This window comes from Pararhizobium mangrovi (assembly GCF_006516965.1).
Lineage (GTDB): Bacteria > Pseudomonadota > Alphaproteobacteria > Rhizobiales > Rhizobiaceae > Pararhizobium_B > Pararhizobium_B mangrovi.
The window spans coordinates 137,032-152,677 of the sequence record NZ_VHLH01000004.1; the positions used below are offsets into that span (position 1 = coordinate 137,032).

General features: G+C 66.8%; 15 protein-coding genes. 10 read left to right on the forward strand and 5 right to left on the reverse strand.

Features of this window, described 5'->3' with window-relative positions; genetic code table 11:
* Positions 1-61: 61 nt before the first annotated feature.
* From FJU11_RS03590 to cobM, 6 genes are all read left to right on the forward strand, one after another.
* A complete protein-coding gene (locus FJU11_RS03590) occupies positions 62-1,192 on the forward strand; it encodes a sirohydrochlorin chelatase (protein WP_141165745.1) in 1,131 nt (376 codons plus the stop codon).
* The gene (locus FJU11_RS03595; protein WP_141165653.1) at positions 1,189-1,821 is read left to right on the forward strand and encodes a precorrin-8X methylmutase; all 633 of its coding nucleotides are present in this window, start codon (positions 1,189-1,191) and stop codon (positions 1,819-1,821) included. Before FJU11_RS03590 ends, FJU11_RS03595 begins: the two co-directional genes overlap by 4 nt.
* On the forward strand, positions 1,818-3,023 hold the full coding sequence (gene cbiE, locus FJU11_RS03600; protein WP_141165654.1) for a precorrin-6y C5,15-methyltransferase (decarboxylating) subunit CbiE: 1,206 nt from the start codon (positions 1,818-1,820) through the stop codon (positions 3,021-3,023). Before FJU11_RS03595 ends, cbiE begins: the two co-directional genes overlap by 4 nt.
* Before the next feature lie 118 nt (positions 3,024-3,141).
* On the forward strand, positions 3,142-3,888 hold the full coding sequence (cobI, locus tag FJU11_RS03605; protein ID WP_141165655.1) for a precorrin-2 C(20)-methyltransferase: 747 nt from the start codon (positions 3,142-3,144) through the stop codon (positions 3,886-3,888).
* Positions 3,885-5,738, forward strand: a complete 1,854-nt coding sequence (gene cobJ, locus FJU11_RS03610; RefSeq protein WP_141165656.1) for a precorrin-3B C(17)-methyltransferase — start codon at positions 3,885-3,887, stop codon at positions 5,736-5,738. The genes cobI and cobJ overlap by 4 nt, the downstream gene beginning before the upstream one ends.
* Positions 5,739-5,859: 121 nt before the next feature.
* Entirely contained in the window at positions 5,860-6,639 is a 780-nt protein-coding gene (gene cobM / locus FJU11_RS03615; RefSeq protein WP_141165657.1) for a precorrin-4 C(11)-methyltransferase, read from the forward strand.
* A gap of 7 nt (positions 6,640-6,646) precedes the next feature.
* Here the strand turns inward: cobM and FJU11_RS03620 are convergent, their stop codons facing one another.
* Positions 6,647-7,381 carry a cobalt-precorrin-6A reductase gene (locus tag FJU11_RS03620; protein WP_141165658.1) on the reverse strand — a complete coding sequence of 245 codons (735 nt, stop codon included), beginning with the start codon at positions 7,379-7,381 and terminating at the stop codon, positions 6,647-6,649.
* A gap of 1 nt (position 7,382) precedes the next feature.
* Entirely contained in the window at positions 7,383-8,498 is a 1,116-nt protein-coding gene (locus FJU11_RS03625) for a cobalt-precorrin-5B (C(1))-methyltransferase (RefSeq protein ID WP_141165659.1), read from the reverse strand.
* A gap of 80 nt (positions 8,499-8,578) precedes the next feature.
* Here FJU11_RS03625 and cobA point away from each other — a divergent pair, with 80 nt between their 5' ends.
* From cobA to cbiB, 4 genes are read left to right on the forward strand one after another with little or no spacing between them, the layout of a single operon-like run.
* Positions 8,579-9,424 (forward strand): uroporphyrinogen-III C-methyltransferase, encoded by an 846-nt coding sequence (gene cobA, locus FJU11_RS03630; protein WP_141165660.1) that lies wholly within the window; start codon positions 8,579-8,581, stop codon positions 9,422-9,424.
* Positions 9,421-10,734, forward strand: a complete 1,314-nt coding sequence (locus FJU11_RS03635) for a cobyrinate a,c-diamide synthase (protein WP_141165661.1) — start codon at positions 9,421-9,423, stop codon at positions 10,732-10,734. The genes cobA and FJU11_RS03635 overlap by 4 nt, the downstream gene beginning before the upstream one ends.
* Positions 10,727-11,746: a threonine-phosphate decarboxylase CobD gene (gene cobD / locus FJU11_RS03640; RefSeq protein ID WP_141165662.1), complete on the forward strand. Its 1,020-nt coding sequence runs from the start codon at positions 10,727-10,729 to the stop codon at positions 11,744-11,746. Before FJU11_RS03635 ends, cobD begins: the two co-directional genes overlap by 8 nt.
* Positions 11,746-12,732, forward strand: a complete 987-nt coding sequence (gene cbiB, locus FJU11_RS03645; protein WP_141165746.1) for an adenosylcobinamide-phosphate synthase CbiB — start codon at positions 11,746-11,748, stop codon at positions 12,730-12,732. Before cobD ends, cbiB begins: the two co-directional genes overlap by 1 nt.
* A gap of 22 nt (positions 12,733-12,754) precedes the next feature.
* Here cbiB and FJU11_RS03650 read toward each other — a convergent pair whose 3' ends face one another.
* From FJU11_RS03650 to FJU11_RS03660, 3 genes are read right to left on the reverse strand one after another with little or no spacing between them, the layout of a single operon-like run.
* The gene (locus FJU11_RS03650; RefSeq protein ID WP_141165663.1) at positions 12,755-13,549 is read right to left on the reverse strand and encodes an SDR family NAD(P)-dependent oxidoreductase; all 795 of its coding nucleotides are present in this window, start codon (positions 13,547-13,549) and stop codon (positions 12,755-12,757) included.
* A gap of 56 nt (positions 13,550-13,605) precedes the next feature.
* Positions 13,606-14,586, reverse strand: coding sequence for a lipid A biosynthesis lauroyl acyltransferase (locus tag FJU11_RS03655; protein ID WP_141165664.1), 981 nt, complete (start codon positions 14,584-14,586; stop codon positions 13,606-13,608).
* A gap of 9 nt (positions 14,587-14,595) precedes the next feature.
* Entirely contained in the window at positions 14,596-15,624 is a 1,029-nt protein-coding gene (locus tag FJU11_RS03660; protein ID WP_141165665.1) for a zinc-binding dehydrogenase, read from the reverse strand.
* Positions 15,625-15,646 lie beyond the last annotated feature (22 nt).

Consider the following 15,646-nt stretch of genomic DNA (forward strand, 5'->3'; position numbering starts at 1 on the left):
AGCGACGAAGGGGACCGACGTGAACGCAAGCCCGAACGGCAATGGCGAGAAGCTTGGCATCATGGTGTGCGGCCATGGCAGCCGAAACCAGAACGCCGCGCGCGAATTCTCCAAGGTCGCCGAAGGGCTGCGCGCGCGCAGCACCGACATGCCGGTCGAATACGGCTACCTCGAATTCTGCAATCCGGTCATCGCCAACGGCCTCGACAGCCTGCGCAAACGTGGCGTCACGCGCGTTCTCGCCGTTCCCGGCATGCTTTTCGCCGCAGGCCACGCGAAGAACGACATCCCGTCCGTGCTGAACACCTACCAAGCGCAGAATCCGGGGATGGTGATCCATTACGGCCGCGAGCTCGGCATCGACGTGAAGATGATCCGCGCGGCCGGCGCACGCATCGCGGAAGCGATCGCCGAGGCCGACGCGACGGACGGTCCCGTCGACCGGCACGAGACGCTGCTCATGGTGGTCGGCCGAGGCGCTTCGGACCCGGACGCGAACTCCAACGTCGCCAAGGTCATGCGCATGCTCTGGGAAGGCATGGGCTTCGGCTGGGCCGAGACGTCCTATTCCGGCGTGACCTTTCCGCTCGTCGAGCCCGGCCTCGAACATGCGACGAAGCTCGGCTACAAGCGCATCGTCGTCTTTCCCTATTTCCTGTTCACCGGCGTTCTCGTGAAGCGCATCTACGCACAGACCGATGCGGTCGCCGCGCGTCATCGCGACATCGCCTTCGTCAAGGCCGGATACCTGAACGACCATCCGCTCGTTCTCGACACCTTCGAGGATCGCGTCCAGGAGATCATCGACGGGCAGGCACTGATGAACTGCCAGATGTGCAAGTATCGCGAACAGGTGCTTGGCTTCGAGGCGGAAGTCGGTCTGGCGCAGGAAAGCCATCACCATCACGTCGAAGGCATCGGTGGCGGGCTCGAAAACTGCCCCTGCGGCGGCGACTGCGACGCCTCCTGCCGCGACGAGGAGTTCTGCCGCAAGCACGGCCTGCCGTTCACCCCGGTGCATTCCCATGCCGAGCCGAACGCGCTCGACGGAGAAGGCGGCCACGGCCATGGCCACCATCACCACGGCGACGGTCACCATCACGACCACGCGCATGATCACCACCACCATCCCTATCCGCAGGCCGACCATCCGCTCGGGCCGCGCTCGATGGAGAAGAAGGGGGAACGGTGATCGAGCCGGCGTATCTGACCGATCCGGCGGAGATCTACCGGCGCTCGTTCGCGACGATACGGGCGGAGGCCGATCTCGCACGCTTTTCCGGCGCGATGGAAGCGGTCGCGATCCGCATGATCCATGCCTGCGGCATGGTCGATCTGGCGCCGGCGATCGCGTTCTCGCCCGATGCGGCGGAGGTAGGTATCGCCGCCCTTCGCGCCGGCGCACCCGTCATCTGCGATGCGGAAATGGTTCGGCACGGCATTATAAGGCGGTTGCTACCGGCGGCGAACGCGACCCTTTGCCGGATCGGCGATCCGCGCGTCGACACGGTCGCGCAAGCACGCGGAACGACACGCAGTGCGGCTCAGGTGGATCTCTGGCGTGAAGACCTCGCCGGTTCCCTCGTCGTCGTCGGCAATGCGCCGACGGCACTCTTTCGCCTTCTCGAAATTCTCGAAGACGGAGCGCCGCCTCCCGCACTCGTCGTCGGCGTGCCAGTCGGCTTCGTCGGAGCGGTGGAAGCGAAGCAGGCTCTTTTCGCACGGGCGGGCGATGTGCCGTTCATCACCGTCCACGACAGGCGCGGGGGCAGCGCCATCGCCGCGGCCGCGCTGAACGCGCTTGCGGGGGAATGCCGATGAGCGCGCCTTGGCTCAATATCGTCGGCATCGGCGAGGACGGCATGGAAGGTCTTTCGCCGGCTGCCCGTGCACTCGTCGAATCAGCCGAAGTGATCGTCGGTGGCGACCGGCACCATCGCCTTTCGGCGAACGTCACGGCGCAGCGCGTGGCATGGCCTTCGCCTTTCGACGCGATGATCGAGACGATCTGCAGCTTTCGCGGTCGAAGGATCGTCGTACTCGTGACGGGGGATCCGCTCTGGTACTCCGTCGGCGCGCGCATCGCCCGGGCGATCCCGCCGGCCGAGATCCGCTTTCATCCGCAGCTTTCAGCCTTCCAGTTCGCCGCCTGCCGCATGGGCTGGTCGCTCGCCGACTGCGAGACGTTGACGATCCATGGCCGGCCGGCGGAGCAGATCGTGCCGTTCTTCGAGCCGGATGCCCGTCTTCTCGTGTTGACGCGCGACGGCAGATCGCCGACAAGCGTCGCGCGGCTTCTCGTCGAACGCGGCTATGGTAAGTCTAAGCTGACCGTTCTTGCATCGCTGGGTGGCGCGCAGGAGCGGCGGATCGAGGGCACGGCGGAGGGGTGGGACCAGTCGGTGCCCGATTTTCACACGCTCGCCGTCGAGTGCGTGGCAGGCGCACACGCGACGATCCTGCCGCGCACGGGACTGCCGGACGCGGGTTTTCGACACGACGGCAAGATGACGAAGCAGGGCGTGCGTGCGCTGGTGCTGGCCAAACTCGCGCCGGTGCGCGGCGGCGTGCTGTGGGACATCGGGGCCGGGTGCGGATCGGTCGGCATCGAGTGGATGCGGGCCGCGCGCGAGGCCCGTGCCATCGGCATCGAGCCGAAGCCCGAACGTCGCGCGCTTGCAGCGGAAAACGCGCTTGCGCTCGGTACGCCGGCGCTCGAACTCGTCGACGGAACCGCGCCGGAGGCGCTTGGCGAGCTCAGGCAGCCCGACGCCGTCTTCATCGGCGGGGGCCTCGATGCATCCGTCGTCGATGCGGCAATCGATGCACTAAAGTCGCATGGGCGCTTGGTCGCCAACGCGGTGACGCTCGAAAGCGAGACGATCCTTCTCGCTATGGCCGGGCAGCACGGCGGCGAACTGACACGGCTCAACATTGCCCATGCCGAGGCGATCGGCTCGCTGCATGGCTGGCGTCCGGCCATGCCGGTGACGATGTGGTCTTGGCGCAAGGGGGTGGCATGAACGCGCTTGCGATCGCCATCCGCATCGACGCGCCGAAGCACTGCACGGAATGGTTCGCTGTCCGATCTACGGAGAGGGCACGGGCGATGCGCGACCCGAGCCTCTTGGAGCGTGGTCGATGACCGGAACGCTCTACGGCCTCGGCCTCGGTCCCGGTGACCCCGAACTCGTTACCATGAAAGCGCATCGCCTGCTGAAAGCCGTTTCGGTCATCGCCTATCCGGCCCCCGACCACGGCACCAGTTTCGCGCGCAGCATCGCGGCCGAATACCTGCCCGGAACGCAGAAGGAAATTCCGATCGTCGTGCCGATGCGCGTCGAGCGGTTTCCGGCACGTGCCGTCTACGACACGGCTGCAGCCGAGATTGCCGGGCATCTCGATGCCAGTGAGGATGTCGCGGTGCTGTGCGAGGGGGATCCGTTCTTCTACGGCTCCTTCATGTATCTCTTCGAACGGCTCGCCCGGCGATTCCCGTGCGAGATCGTGCCCGGCGTCTCGTCGATCATGGCGGGCGCGGCTTCCATGAGGCGACCGATCGCGGCGCGCAACGACGTCTTCTCCGTGATCCCGGCACCGCTCGAAACCCCGGCGATCGAGCGCCGGCTCGATGCGTGCGATGCGGCTGCGATCATCAAGATCGGCCGGCATTTCGCCCGCATCCGAGACATTCTCGAAAGAAGGGGATTGATGGCGTCGGCCGGCTATATCGAACGGATCGGGCTCGCGAACGAACGCATTCTGCCGCTGGCACAGATCGATCCGGAGCAGGTTCCGTATTTCTCGCTGGCTCTGGTCTATCGCGGTGCCGAAAAATGGATTGCGGATCGTGCAGCGGACGCAAACGCGGAAGGCGCACGCACATGACGACGCTGAAGAAGCCTGCCGTCATCGTGCTTTCGCCGGCGGCACTTTCCATCGCGCACGACGTCGCACGCTCGGTCGGCGGCGAGATCCACGGCGCGGCAAAGCGGATCGCCGCCGATGAGGTCGGCACGACGTTCGACGATCTCGAAGTCTGCCTCGGCAACCTTTTTGCCGAAGGCCGGCCGATCGTCGCCTTGATGGCAAGCGCCGCCGTGATCCGGCTTCTCGCGCCGCACCTTTCCGACAAGCGTGCCGAACCGCCGGTGATCGCGATTGCCGAAGACGGGTCGAGTGTCGTGCCGCTCCTCGGGGGGCATCGCGGCGCGAACACGCTGGCGCGCCGCCTGGCCGAAGCGCTGGGCGGGCACGCGGCCATCACGACGGCGGGTGACCTGCGCTTCTCGGTGGCGCTCGACGAACCGCCGGCCGGCTATACGCTCGCCAATCCGCACGGCGCGAAGGCCGTCATGGCCGAACTCGTCGCCGGTGCGAGCGCGCGCATCGAGAGCACCGCGCCGTGGCTCGATAAGAGCAATCTTCCGGTTTCCCGGAATGGTTCCGTGCGGTTGACGGTAAGCGACGAACGCGTTCCGATGGAAGGGCTCCACCTCGTCTATCACCCGAAGACGCTTGCCCTCGGAATCGGCGCCGAGCGAGGGGCGGACTCCGACGAAGCCGTGGCGTTGGCGGAATCGATCCTGAACGAGGCCGGGCTTGCGCGCGAAAGCGTGGCCGTCGTCGTGTCGCTCGACGTGAAGGCGGACGAAGCGGCCGTTCATGCCGTTGCCGACCATTTCGACGTTCCCGCCCGCTTCTTCGATGCCAGAGCGCTCGAAGCAGAAACGCCGCGGCTCGCCAATCCCTCGCAAATCGTCTTCGCCGAAGTCGGCTGCCATGGCGTGAGCGAGGCGGCGGCGCTTGCGGCAGTGGGGCCGGAAGGCGCGCTCGCCGTCGAAAAGCGCAAGGGCGCACGGGTCACGGCAGCAGTCGCCCGCGCTCCGCAGCCGATCGAACCGGAAGCCTTCGGCCGCGCGCGCGGCAAGCTCTTCGTCGTGGGCATCGGCCCCGGCAGTGCCGAATGGCGCTCGCCGGAAGCAAGCCGGATGATCGATGCGGCGAGCGATCTCGTCGGCTATTCGCTCTATCTCGATCTTCTCGGACCGCTCACACGCGGCAAGCGGCGCCACGACTTCGACCTCGGCAAGGAAGAGGTGCGGGTGCGTCACGCCATGGAACTGGCAGGCGAGGGGCGTTCGGTCGCGCTGGTCTGCTCGGGCGATGCCGGGATCTACGCAATGGCGACGCTCGTCTTCGAGCTTCTCGACCGCAGATCGGATGCGGGCGGCGTCAGTGCCGCGGCACGGCGTATCGCGATCGAGATCGCGCCCGGCATCTCCGCCTTGCAGGGCGCGGCCGCGCGTGCGGGCGCACCGATCGGCCACGATTTCTGCACCATCTCCCTTTCCGACCTGCTGACCCCCTGGGATACGATCGTGCGCCGGATCGAAGCGGCGGCACACGGCGATTTCGTCGTTGCCTTCTACAATCCGGTTTCACGGCGCCGCCGCACGCAGCTCGCCTTCGCGCGCGATCGCCTGCTCGAAGCGCGGCCGGCCGAAACGCCCGTGGTGCTCGCCACCAATCTCGGACGAAAAGGCGAGGCCGTGCGTATCGTCCCGCTCGGCTCGCTCGATGTCGACGACGTCGACATGCTGACGGTGGTCATCGTCGGCTCGTCGCAAAGCCGGATGGTTACGACCGGCGACGGAAAGCGCTGGGTCTATACGCCACGCGGCTACGCCGCCAAGGAAGGCAGTGCGCTCGCCGCTGCGGAAGCGCAAACAGGATGAGGCCGTTTCGAACCTTCGGCCATGTTCGCCGAACGGCAGGCGTTCGGCAGGCGGGCCGTACGCTCGGCCCGTTGTCGCGGCGACCGAAATCATCTGCGCAGATCTACTCGGAGGCATGTCCATGACCGTCCATTTCATCGGCGCCGGCCCGGGGGCCGCCGATCTCATCACCGTGCGGGGGCTGAGGCTCGTCGAACGGTGCCCGGTCTGCCTTTATGCCGGTTCGCTGGTACCCGTCGAGATCGTCGAGGCGGCGCCGGAGGGTGCGCTGGTGCGCGACACGGCACCGATGGACCTCGACGAGATCGTCGCCGAGATGGAAACGGCGCATCGCAAGGGACAGGACGTCGCACGCGTGCATTCGGGCGACCCGTCGATCTACGGCGCCGTCGCCGAACAGATGCGCCGGCTCGATGCGCTCGACATCGATTACGATGTGGTGCCGGGCGTACCGGCCTTTGCCGGTGCCGCCGCCAGGCTGAAGCTCGAACTCACGCTGCCGGAGATCGCCCAGACCGTCATCCTGACGCGCACGGGCATGAAGGCATCCTCGATGCCGGAAGGCGAGCGGCTGGAAGTGCTCGGCCGTTCCGGCGCGACGCTCGCGATCCACCTTTCGGTGCGCAATCTCGTTTATGTTCGCGAAGCGCTGGAACCCCATTACGGTGCCGATTGCCCGGTCATCGTCGCCTATCGCGCGACATGGCCGGACGAACGCTACATCCACACCACGCTCGCCGGGATGAAGGATGCCGTACGCGCGGAGAAGATCACGCGCACGGCGCTCATCTTCGTCGGTCCGGTTCTCGGCGAACACGATTTCCGCGACTCCGCACTCTACGACGCGGACTATGCGCACGTGTTGCGCAACCGCGGCAAGAAGAAGCGAGAGACGGCTTAAGGTCGGATCAGGCGATGGCGGCGACGAGCGCATCCACATCGGTGAAGGTTTCACCGTCCGGGCAGGGTGGCCGGTCGATCATCAAGACCGGCAGGCGCAGATGGCGTGCCGCCTCCAGCTTGGCGTGTGCGCCTTTGCCACCGGAATTGCGGCAGACGAGATGGCTGACCGTATGCTCGGTAAAAAGGCGCATCTCGTCGTTCGGGTCCCGGCCGGGTCGCGCGAGCACGAGCGTGTGGTTTTCAGGCGGCAGCGCTTCGCTCGGCGGATCGATCATGCGGACGACGAAGAAGCAGTCTTTTCTCGCCGCAAAGGGCACCAGATGCTGGCTGCCGAGCGCAAGGAAGGCACGCGCGCCGTTCGGCAACGCTTGGGCCGCCGCTTCGACACGTGCGCAGGGACGCCAGTCGTCTTCATCATGGGGGTGCCATGGGGGCCGAACGAGGACCACCCGGCGCGTTCCGGTGGTCGCGGCGGCTTTCTGCGCGTTTTCGGATATTCGTGCGGCAAAGGGATGCGTTGCATCGACGAGCATGTCGACCGCTTCGGCTCGCAGATACGTCGCCAGGCCGGTGCTTCCGCCGAATCCGCCGATCCGGATCTCGCCGGCCGGCCGCATGGGACTGCGCGTACGCCCGGCGAGCGCCGTGACGACCCGCATTCCAGCGTGCGGCGCAAGCCGTTCGGCAAGCTCGAAAGCCTCGCGGGTTCCGCCGAGGATGAGGACCGTGCGTGGTCGCATTTCAGCTAGCGTGTACCAGGATCGCTCCGGCGCGATCGATCACCAGCACGTCGACCTCGATCGGCGCGCCTCGCAGCGTATCGAGCGCCGTCTGACGGGCGCGGGCGGCGATCGCCGCAGGCAGATCGACCCCTTCCGCACGGACGATTTCCAGCACCTCCATCGCCGTATTGGCGGCAAGGATCGCCTCCCTTCCGGCGGGCGAGAACCCCGCTTCTTCCGCGCGATCGGCGAGAAAGGCATTGTCGACCTGACTACGCGAAGAGTGCAGGTCGAGTGCGCCCTGGGCGAGCTTGGCGAGCTTGGCGAAGCCGCCGGCGATGGTCAGCCTTTCGACCGGATGGGCACGCAGATATTTCAGCAGACCGCCGGCGAAATCGCCCATGTCGAGGAGCGCGCCGTCGGGCAAGTCGTGGAACGCCTTGCCTGCCGCTTCGGACGTCGAACCGGTGGCGCCGAGCAGATGGGTCAGCCCCTCGGCGCGCGCGACGTCGATACCGCGGTGGATCGAGTGGATCCACGAGGCGCAGGAGAACGGCTTGACGATTCCCGTCGTGCCGAGGATCGACAACCCGCCGAGGATGCCGAGCCTCGGGTTCCATGTCTTTTCGGCAATTGCTTCGCCGCCCGGAATGGCAATGCGGATCTCGACATCGGTGGTCACCGCATGCTCGGCGCAGAGCGCCTCGACGACCTCGCACATCATCTCGCGGGGGATCGGATTGATCGCCGGTTCTCCGACGGCGATCGGCAGACCGGCCTTCGTCACCGTGCCGACGCCTTGACCGGCTGCAAAGCGGATGCCTTCGTTCTCGCCGAGCGGCCGCACCGTGGCGATGACGGTGACGCCGTGCGTCACGTCCGGGTCGTCGCCGGCATCCTTGACGATACCGGCCGACGCGTAGACCTCCCCGAGCGTCTGGAATGCGAGCGCAAAGGCGGGTTCCTCGCCGTTCGGCAGGCGAATGGCGACGGGGTCGGGAAATTCGCCGGTGAGAAGCGCCGTCAACGCCGCCTTGGTCGCCGCCGTGGCGCAGGCGCCCGTCGTCCAGCCGCGGCGCAGTTCGCCTTCGGTCTCCGGCCCTTCCTCGGGCGCCGCGTTGAAATCCTCGTCCATGCCGTGCTTATAGGCGCGGGCACGAACGCACGAAAGTGGGTGGAGCACAGGCGTACACCATCCGATCCAAAGGGCAGTCGATGACCGATCCGTTCGAGGGGCTGGCAGAGATGGCACCGGGCAGCGTCTGGCTCGTCGGCGCGGGGCCGGGCGATCCGGGCCTTCTCACGCTGCACGCCGTCAACGCCATCCGCCAGGCCGACGTCATCGTCTACGATGCGCTGGTCGATGCCGCATGCCTGAAGCTCGCCCGGCGCGGCGCCGTTCTCGAATATGCCGGCAAGCGCGGCGGAAAACCATCGGCGAAACAGCGCGACATCTCCCTTCGCCTCGTGGAGCTGGCGCGCGCCGGCAACCGCGTGCTCCGCCTGAAGGGTGGCGACCCCTTCGTCTTCGGGCGCGGCGCGGAAGAGGCGCTGGCGCTCGTCGCCAACGAGATCGCGTTTCGCATCGTGCCGGGGATCACGGCCGGGATCGGCGGGCTCGCCTATGCCGGCATCCCGGCCACGCACCGCGACACGAACCATACGGTCACGTTCCTCACCGGCCACGATTCCGGTGGTGTGGTGCCGGACCGGATCGATTGGGAAGGCGTCGCGAAGGGTTCGCCGGTCATCGTCATGTATATGGCGATGAAGCATGTCGGGCCGATCACCGAGCGTCTGATGGCAGCGGGACGTCCGGGCGACGAACCGATCGCCTTCGTCTGCGCGGCGGCGACGGAACGGCAGGTCGTCCTCGAAACGACGCTGGCTCGGGCGGAGGACGAGGTCTCCACGCATGGTTTGGCGCCGCCGGCCGTCGTCGTGCTCGGCGAGGTGGTACGGCTTCGCGCGGGGCTCGACTGGCTCGGCGCACTCGTTGGGCGCACGCTCGTCGCCGATCCGCTCGGGACGGGTGCCGCGGTCGGGAAGGATCACGCTTGAACGGCATCATGATCGCAGCGCCCGCTTCCGGCTCGGGCAAGACGACCGTAACGCTCGGGCTCCTACGCGCGCTCGTTCGGCGCGGAGTTGCGGCGGCGCCGGGAAAGGCCGGGCCCGACTATATCGATCCGGCGTTTCATACGGCGGCCAGCGACGAGGTCTGCCTGAACTTCGATCCGTGGGCGAGCGAACCGGCAAGCCTTGTCGCCAATGCGGCACTGTCGCGGCGCGGTGGCCGCATGCTGGTCGTCGAAGCGATGATGGGTCTCTACGACGGGGCGGCCGACGGAACGGCGACGCCGGCGGATCTCGCCGTGACGCTTTCGCTGCCCGTCATCCTCGTGGTCGACTGCGCGAAGCTTTCCCATTCCGTGGCAGCCCTCGTCGAGGGCCATCGCAATTTCCGAGAGATGCCGCTCGTCGCCGGGGTCATCCTGAACCGGGTCGGCAGCGACCGGCACGAGGCCATGTTGCGCTCGGCCCTCGATGCGCGTGGCATCCGCGTCTTCGGCGCGCTTCGCCGCGACGATGCGCTTTCCGTGCCGGAGCGCCATCTCGGTCTTGTCCAGGCGAGCGAGCACGGCGGGCTCGAGGCCTTCATTGAACGCGCCGGCGATGCCGTAGAAGCCGGAGTCGACTGCGATGCGCTGGTGCATGCGGCAGGTATCTTCGCGCCGCCCGTACCCGAAGCGAACATCGAACGCCTGCCGCCGCCCGGAAGCCGGATCGCGATCGCGCGCGATACCGCTTTCGCCTTCGTCTACGAACATTTGCTTCTCGGCTGGCGACGGCGCGGCGCGGAGATCCGCTTCTTCTCGCCACTCGCCGACGAAGCGCCGCCGACCGACTGCGATGCCGTCTACTTGCCGGGCGGCTATCCGGAGCTTCATGCCGGGCGGATCGCCGCTGCATCGACGTTCCACGCGGGCACGGCGGCGGCGATCGAACGCGGCGCCTGGGTCTACGGCGAATGCGGCGGCTACATGGTGCTCGGCGAGGGGCTGACGGACGAGCACGGCGTTCGCCACGCCATGCTCGGCGCCTTGCCGCTCGAAACGCAATTCACGGCAGGGCGCCCGCGGACCCTCGGCTACCGCAAGCTGCAGCCGAGGCCCGGTTTCATCTGGTCCGGGCCGCTGCGCGGCCATGCGTTCCATTACGCGACCACGCAGTACGAAGGGCAGGCCGAGCGGCTGTTCGACATCGCCGACGCGTGCGGCAACCCGCTCGGTGCTGCCGGGCTGCGTCGCGGCAAGGTCGCCGGTTCCTTCATGCACGTCGTCGACCGTGCGGGTTCGACCGATGGGTGAGGCCGGACCGCGCCACGGCGGTGATCTCGATGGCGCGATCGCACGCTACGGCGGCAGGCCGGAGGACTGGCTGGACCTTTCGACCGGCATCAACCCGCTCCCACCGATCCTGCCGGCGATTCCGCAATCGGCATGGGCGCGGCTACCCGACCGCCATCTCGAACGCACCGCCCGTACCGCCGCCGCCCGGTTTTACGGCGCGGCCGAAGGAACCCTTCCGCTTGCCGTGCCCGGCGTACAGGCGATCATCCGCGAGCTCCCGTTTCTGATGAAAGGCGGTGAGCGAGCCGCGATCCTCTCGCCGACCTATGGCGAATATTCAGCCGTACTTGAGCGGCACGGGTTTGCCGTCGACGCCATTACCACCCTCGATGCGGTCGACGAACGCCACGGGCTCGTCGTGGTCGTCAATCCGAACAACCCGGACGGGCGCGTGACGCCGCGTGGCGAACTTCTATCCTTGAACGAGCGCCTTTCGGCTCGTAACGCGACGCTCGTCGTGGACGAAGCCTTCGCCGACGCCGATCCGGCCGAATCCCTGGCGAATGACGCTGGCCAGCGTGCGGGTCTTGTCGTCCTTCGTTCGTTCGGCAAGATGTTCGGGTTGGCCGGCATCCGCCTCGGCTTCGTTCTCGCGCGCGACGACACGCTCGACAGGCTGCGCGAACGAATCGGGCCGTGGGCCGTATCAGGGCCGGCGCTGGCACTCGCGTCGGCTATCCTCGGCGACGACACGACGCTTGCCGAACTCCGCGAGACGATACGCGCACGCCATATCGCGACGGCAGATATCCTCGCCGAGGCCGGCCTCGCCGTCGAAGGAAAGACGGCGCTCTTCTTTCTCGTCGACCACCTTCATGCCGGCGCACTCCACGACCATCTGGCGCGACGCCACATCCTGACGCGACCGTTCGACTACGCGCCGCGCTGGCTTCGCTTCGGACTTCTGGCGGACCGTGCGGACGAAGCGCGGCTTGCCGACGCCCTTCGTGCGTTCGGCAAGCCGCGATGATGGGCCTCGACACCGTCAAAATGCATCTGGCGATCCTTGCGGTGGCATTGCTTCTAGACCGGATCGTCGGCGACCCGGACTGGCTCTGGCAACGGTTCCGGCATCCGGTCGTGCTCTTCGGAGCCGTCATTGGTTGGTTGGAAGGGACGATGAACGGGCAGGGCCTTTCCGCATGGGCCGGGCGCCTGCGCGGTGGGTTCGCCGTCGCCGCCATACTTGCGATCGCCGTCGTTTCGGGCGAACTCATCGGGCGCTTCTTCGCCTTCATCGGCGGCATCGGCATTCTTCTGGAAATCGCCGTCGTCGCGGTCTTCCTGGCCCAGAAAAGCCTGGCCGAGCATGTCGCGCGTGTTGCGCGCGCGCTCCAACGCGAGGGCCTTTCGAGCGGACGCAAGGCGGTGTCGATGATCGTCGGGCGGGATCCGGCGACGCTCGACGAGGCCGGCGTCGCGCGCGCGGCGATCGAAAGCCTTGCCGAGAACTTCGCCGACGGGGTCGTCGCGCCAGCCTTCTGGTACCTCGTGTTCGGGCTTCCGGGGCTCTTCGCCTACAAGATGGTGAACACCGCCGATTCGATGATCGGCCATCGCAGCGCGCGCTATCGCGACTTCGGCTTTGCTGCAGCGCGCCTCGACGACGCAGTGAACTGGCTGCCCGCCCGCATTTCGGCAGGGCTTATTGCGCTCGCCGTCGTCTGGCGTTCGGGAAAGGAAGCCGGCCGGAGAGCCGTCCGCGCCGCGTGGCGCGATGCACCTTTCCACCGCTCGCCGAATGCCGGCTGGCCCGAAGCTGCCATGGCCGGCAGCCTCGGCCTCTCGCTCGGCGGACCGCGAAGCTATGGCGGCATCGCGCTCGACGAACCCGCGATCCACGCCGAAGGCCGACGCGAGGCCACGCCCGCCGATATCGAGCGTGCCATCGCGCTTTACCGGCGAACGTGCACGGTGCTGCTCGGGCTCGTGGCGCTGTCCGCGATCGTCGCCTGAAGCGTCGACGAAGCGCAGCCGGTCAGGCGATCGTATCGACCACGCCGCCGTCGACGCGAAGGGCGGCGCCGGTCGTCGCCGACGAAAGCGGCGATGCGACGTAGACGGCGAGGTTCGCGACTTCCTCGACGCTTGCCGGCCGCTGGATGATCGAGGAGGGGCGTTCGCTCTTGACGAATTCGATACCGGCTTCCTCGATCGTCTGACCCTTCTCTTCAGCCTGCTCGCGCAGCATCTCGCTGACGCCTTCGGAAAAGGTCGGGCCCGGTAGGATCGAGTTCACCGTCACGCCGGTTCCGGCCATGCGCTTGGCAAGCCCGCGGGCAAGCGAGGAATCGGCCGTCTTCGTAACACCGTAGTGGATCATCGCGGCCGGGACGTTGAAGGCGGATTCGGAGGAGAGGAAGAGAACCCGGCCCCAGCCACGCTTTTCCATGCCCTTCAGATAGGCGCGCGACAGGCGAACGCCGGACATGACGTTGACGGCGAAATACTGCTCCCAAAGATCGTCCGGCGTATCGAAAAAGTCCTTCGGACCGAAAAGCCCGACATTGTTGACGAGAATGTCCGTCTCCGGCACCGCATCGATGAGCGCCTTGCAGCCTTCCGCGCTGCCGAGGTCGGCAGCGACGCCTTCGATGCCGGCGCCTTCGACTTCTTTCTTCAATTTGGAGATGGCCGCATCGACGCGATCCTGCTTCCGGCCGTTCACGACCACGCTGGCACCGGCGCCGGCAAGACCCTTGGCGATGGCGTATCCGATACCGCCCGTGGAACCGGTGACGACGGCACGCTTGCCCGAAAGATCGATCCTCATCCAGAAACTCCTGTTCGCTGACGATGGTGCGGCGCGAAAGCCGCTTTTCACCGCAGCTAGTCGGATCCGGTCGTGGGGCAAGGCCGTTTGACGACGGTTTCGCCCCGTTCGAGCTTCTTTCGGATGCGCCAGCGGTCGTGGAACCATTGCCATTGGCCGGGATGTTCGCGAACCCAGCGTTCCACCGTGTCGTTGAGAAGCTGTGCGGTCGCCTCGACGTCGACCTCGCCTCGCGGTCCGCGCGGGACGGTGATCGCCGGCTCGATCTCAAGGCGGAACCGGTTGCCCGGCAGGCGGATGCAGCGGGCAGGAAAGACGTCGCACTCGAACTGGCGCACGAGCTTTGCTAGCAGGGGGTTGGTGCGCACCGGCCGGTCGAAGAACGCGGTTTTGTGCCCGCGATTGAACTTCTGGTCGACCAGCATGCCGACACCCTGGCCCCGGTCGAGAGCGGCTGCGAGGTGCCATGCGGCACCGGCATGGGAGGGGATCAGTGCGCCCGAACGCGTCCGCCGGGCGGAAAAGAGCTTCTCCGCGACATACGGGTTGTTCGGCGGGCGGAACAGCACAGTCACGTCGAGACCGAAGGTCGCCGCGGCGATCGGCAGAAGCTCGAAGCTTCCGGTATGGGCCGTAAAGACGATGAAGGGGCGCGGCCGTTCGAGGAGATCGCGAAAGATCTCCACCCCTTCGACCTCGACCCGATCCTTGCCGTTACGCTCCGGGTCGAAATCGAAGATCTTATCCAGGAAGACGTATTCCGCGACGAGCCGGGCCATGTTCGCCCACATGTCGCCCGCAATCGCCTCGCGCTCGTCCTCGGTCTTGTCCGGAAAGGCGTTGGCGAGGTTCGCTTGGACGAGTGCGTGCCGTTTCGTGTGCTGGCCGATACGCCGGGCAAGCCGATCGGTGACATCGAGCGCGGTATCGACCGGAAGCAGGCCGAGTACCTTCAGGATCGCGAAGACGACCTGCGCGGCGAGCCAGTCGGAAAACCGCTTCGCCTTCAAAACGATACGCGTGAGGAAAAGCTTCATCGTCGGCAATCAGTCGAGCGTAAGCAGTATCTTACCGAAAATCTGGCGGCTTTCCATGCGGTGCAGCGCCTCGTCGATGCCGTCGAATCCGATGGTCGCGTCGACGACCGGATGGACGATGCCGCGTGCCATCTTCTCCATCGCATTCGCCATGTTCTCCATGCGGCAGCCGAACGAGCCGAAGAGCTTGAGCTGTTGCTGGAAGAGCTGCATGAGGTTCATCTGCGTGGATACACCCGATGTCGAGCCGCAGGTGACGAGCCGTCCGCCGCGCTTGAGGCACAGCATCGAGCCCGCCCACGTGTCCGCCCCGACATGCTCGAAGACGACGTCGACGCCCTTCTTCTTCGTCAGCTTGCGGGTGACGCCCTCGAAGCGATCCTCGCGATAGTTGATGACGTGATCCGCCCCGAGCGCCTTGGCCTTTTCCATCTTGTCGTCGGATCCGACCGTGGTGATGACCGTGCAGCCCGTCTTCTTCGCCAGCTGGATTGCCGCCGAGCCGATGCCGGAACCACCGGCATGGACGAGGATGGTCTCGCCCGGTTCGAGCCTGGCGTTGTCGAAGAGCATGTGCTCGACGGTACCGAACGTGACCGGCGCAAGGGCTGCACCGATCGCATCGACGCCGGGCGGGGCGGGCACCAGAAGGCGCGCCGGCAGGTTCACCGCCTCGCAGGCGAAGCCGTCGAGGTGGAAGCCGTGCACGCCGGAGACGTGCTCGCAGAGATTGTCGCGCCCCTCGCGGCACGCCTTGCAGAGCCCGCACGTGCGCGCGCCGTAGATCGCGACGAGCTGGCCCGGCTGTAGGTTCGCCACACCGGGACCGACGGCATCGACGACGCCGGCTGCCTCCGCGCCGACGACGAGCGGCATCTTGCGCTTGGCGAAGGCCATGCCGCGCCAGCCCCATACGTCGATATGGTTGAGCGCGACCGCCTTGATCCGCACCGTGACCTCGCCAAGGCCAGGCGCTTCCGGCGGGGGCAGATCCACGGTTTCGAGCTTGCGGTCCTCGACGAGCTGCAATGCGCGCATGGATGTCGTTCCTTCGTCGTGG

What these genes read in the sequence shown, in the direction of transcription:
- FJU11_RS03590 (WP_141165745.1), top strand. Translation starts at nt 62, where the DNA reads ATGGTGTGCGGCCATGGCAGCCGAAACCAGAACGCCGCGCGCGAATTC.
- cbiE (WP_141165654.1), top strand. Translation starts at nt 1,818, where the DNA reads ATGAGCGCGCCTTGGCTCAATATCGTCGGCATCGGCGAGGACGGCATG.
- cobI (WP_141165655.1), top strand. Translation starts at nt 3,142, where the DNA reads ATGACCGGAACGCTCTACGGCCTCGGCCTCGGTCCCGGTGACCCCGAA.
- cobJ (WP_141165656.1), top strand. Translation starts at nt 3,885, where the DNA reads ATGACGACGCTGAAGAAGCCTGCCGTCATCGTGCTTTCGCCGGCGGCA.
- cobM (WP_141165657.1), top strand. Translation starts at nt 5,860, where the DNA reads ATGACCGTCCATTTCATCGGCGCCGGCCCGGGGGCCGCCGATCTCATC.
- FJU11_RS03620 (WP_141165658.1), bottom strand. Translation starts at nt 7,381, where the DNA reads ATGCGACCACGCACGGTCCTCATCCTCGGCGGAACCCGCGAGGCTTTC.
- FJU11_RS03625 (WP_141165659.1), bottom strand. Translation starts at nt 8,498, where the DNA reads ATGGACGAGGATTTCAACGCGGCGCCCGAGGAAGGGCCGGAGACCGAA.
- cobA (WP_141165660.1), top strand. Translation starts at nt 8,579, where the DNA reads ATGACCGATCCGTTCGAGGGGCTGGCAGAGATGGCACCGGGCAGCGTC.
- cobD (WP_141165662.1), top strand. Translation starts at nt 10,727, where the DNA reads ATGGGTGAGGCCGGACCGCGCCACGGCGGTGATCTCGATGGCGCGATC.
- cbiB (WP_141165746.1), top strand. Translation starts at nt 11,746, where the DNA reads ATGGGCCTCGACACCGTCAAAATGCATCTGGCGATCCTTGCGGTGGCA.
- FJU11_RS03650 (WP_141165663.1), bottom strand. Translation starts at nt 13,549, where the DNA reads ATGAGGATCGATCTTTCGGGCAAGCGTGCCGTCGTCACCGGTTCCACG.
- FJU11_RS03655 (WP_141165664.1), bottom strand. Translation starts at nt 14,586, where the DNA reads ATGAAGCTTTTCCTCACGCGTATCGTTTTGAAGGCGAAGCGGTTTTCC.
- FJU11_RS03660 (WP_141165665.1), bottom strand. Translation starts at nt 15,624, where the DNA reads ATGCGCGCATTGCAGCTCGTCGAGGACCGCAAGCTCGAAACCGTGGAT.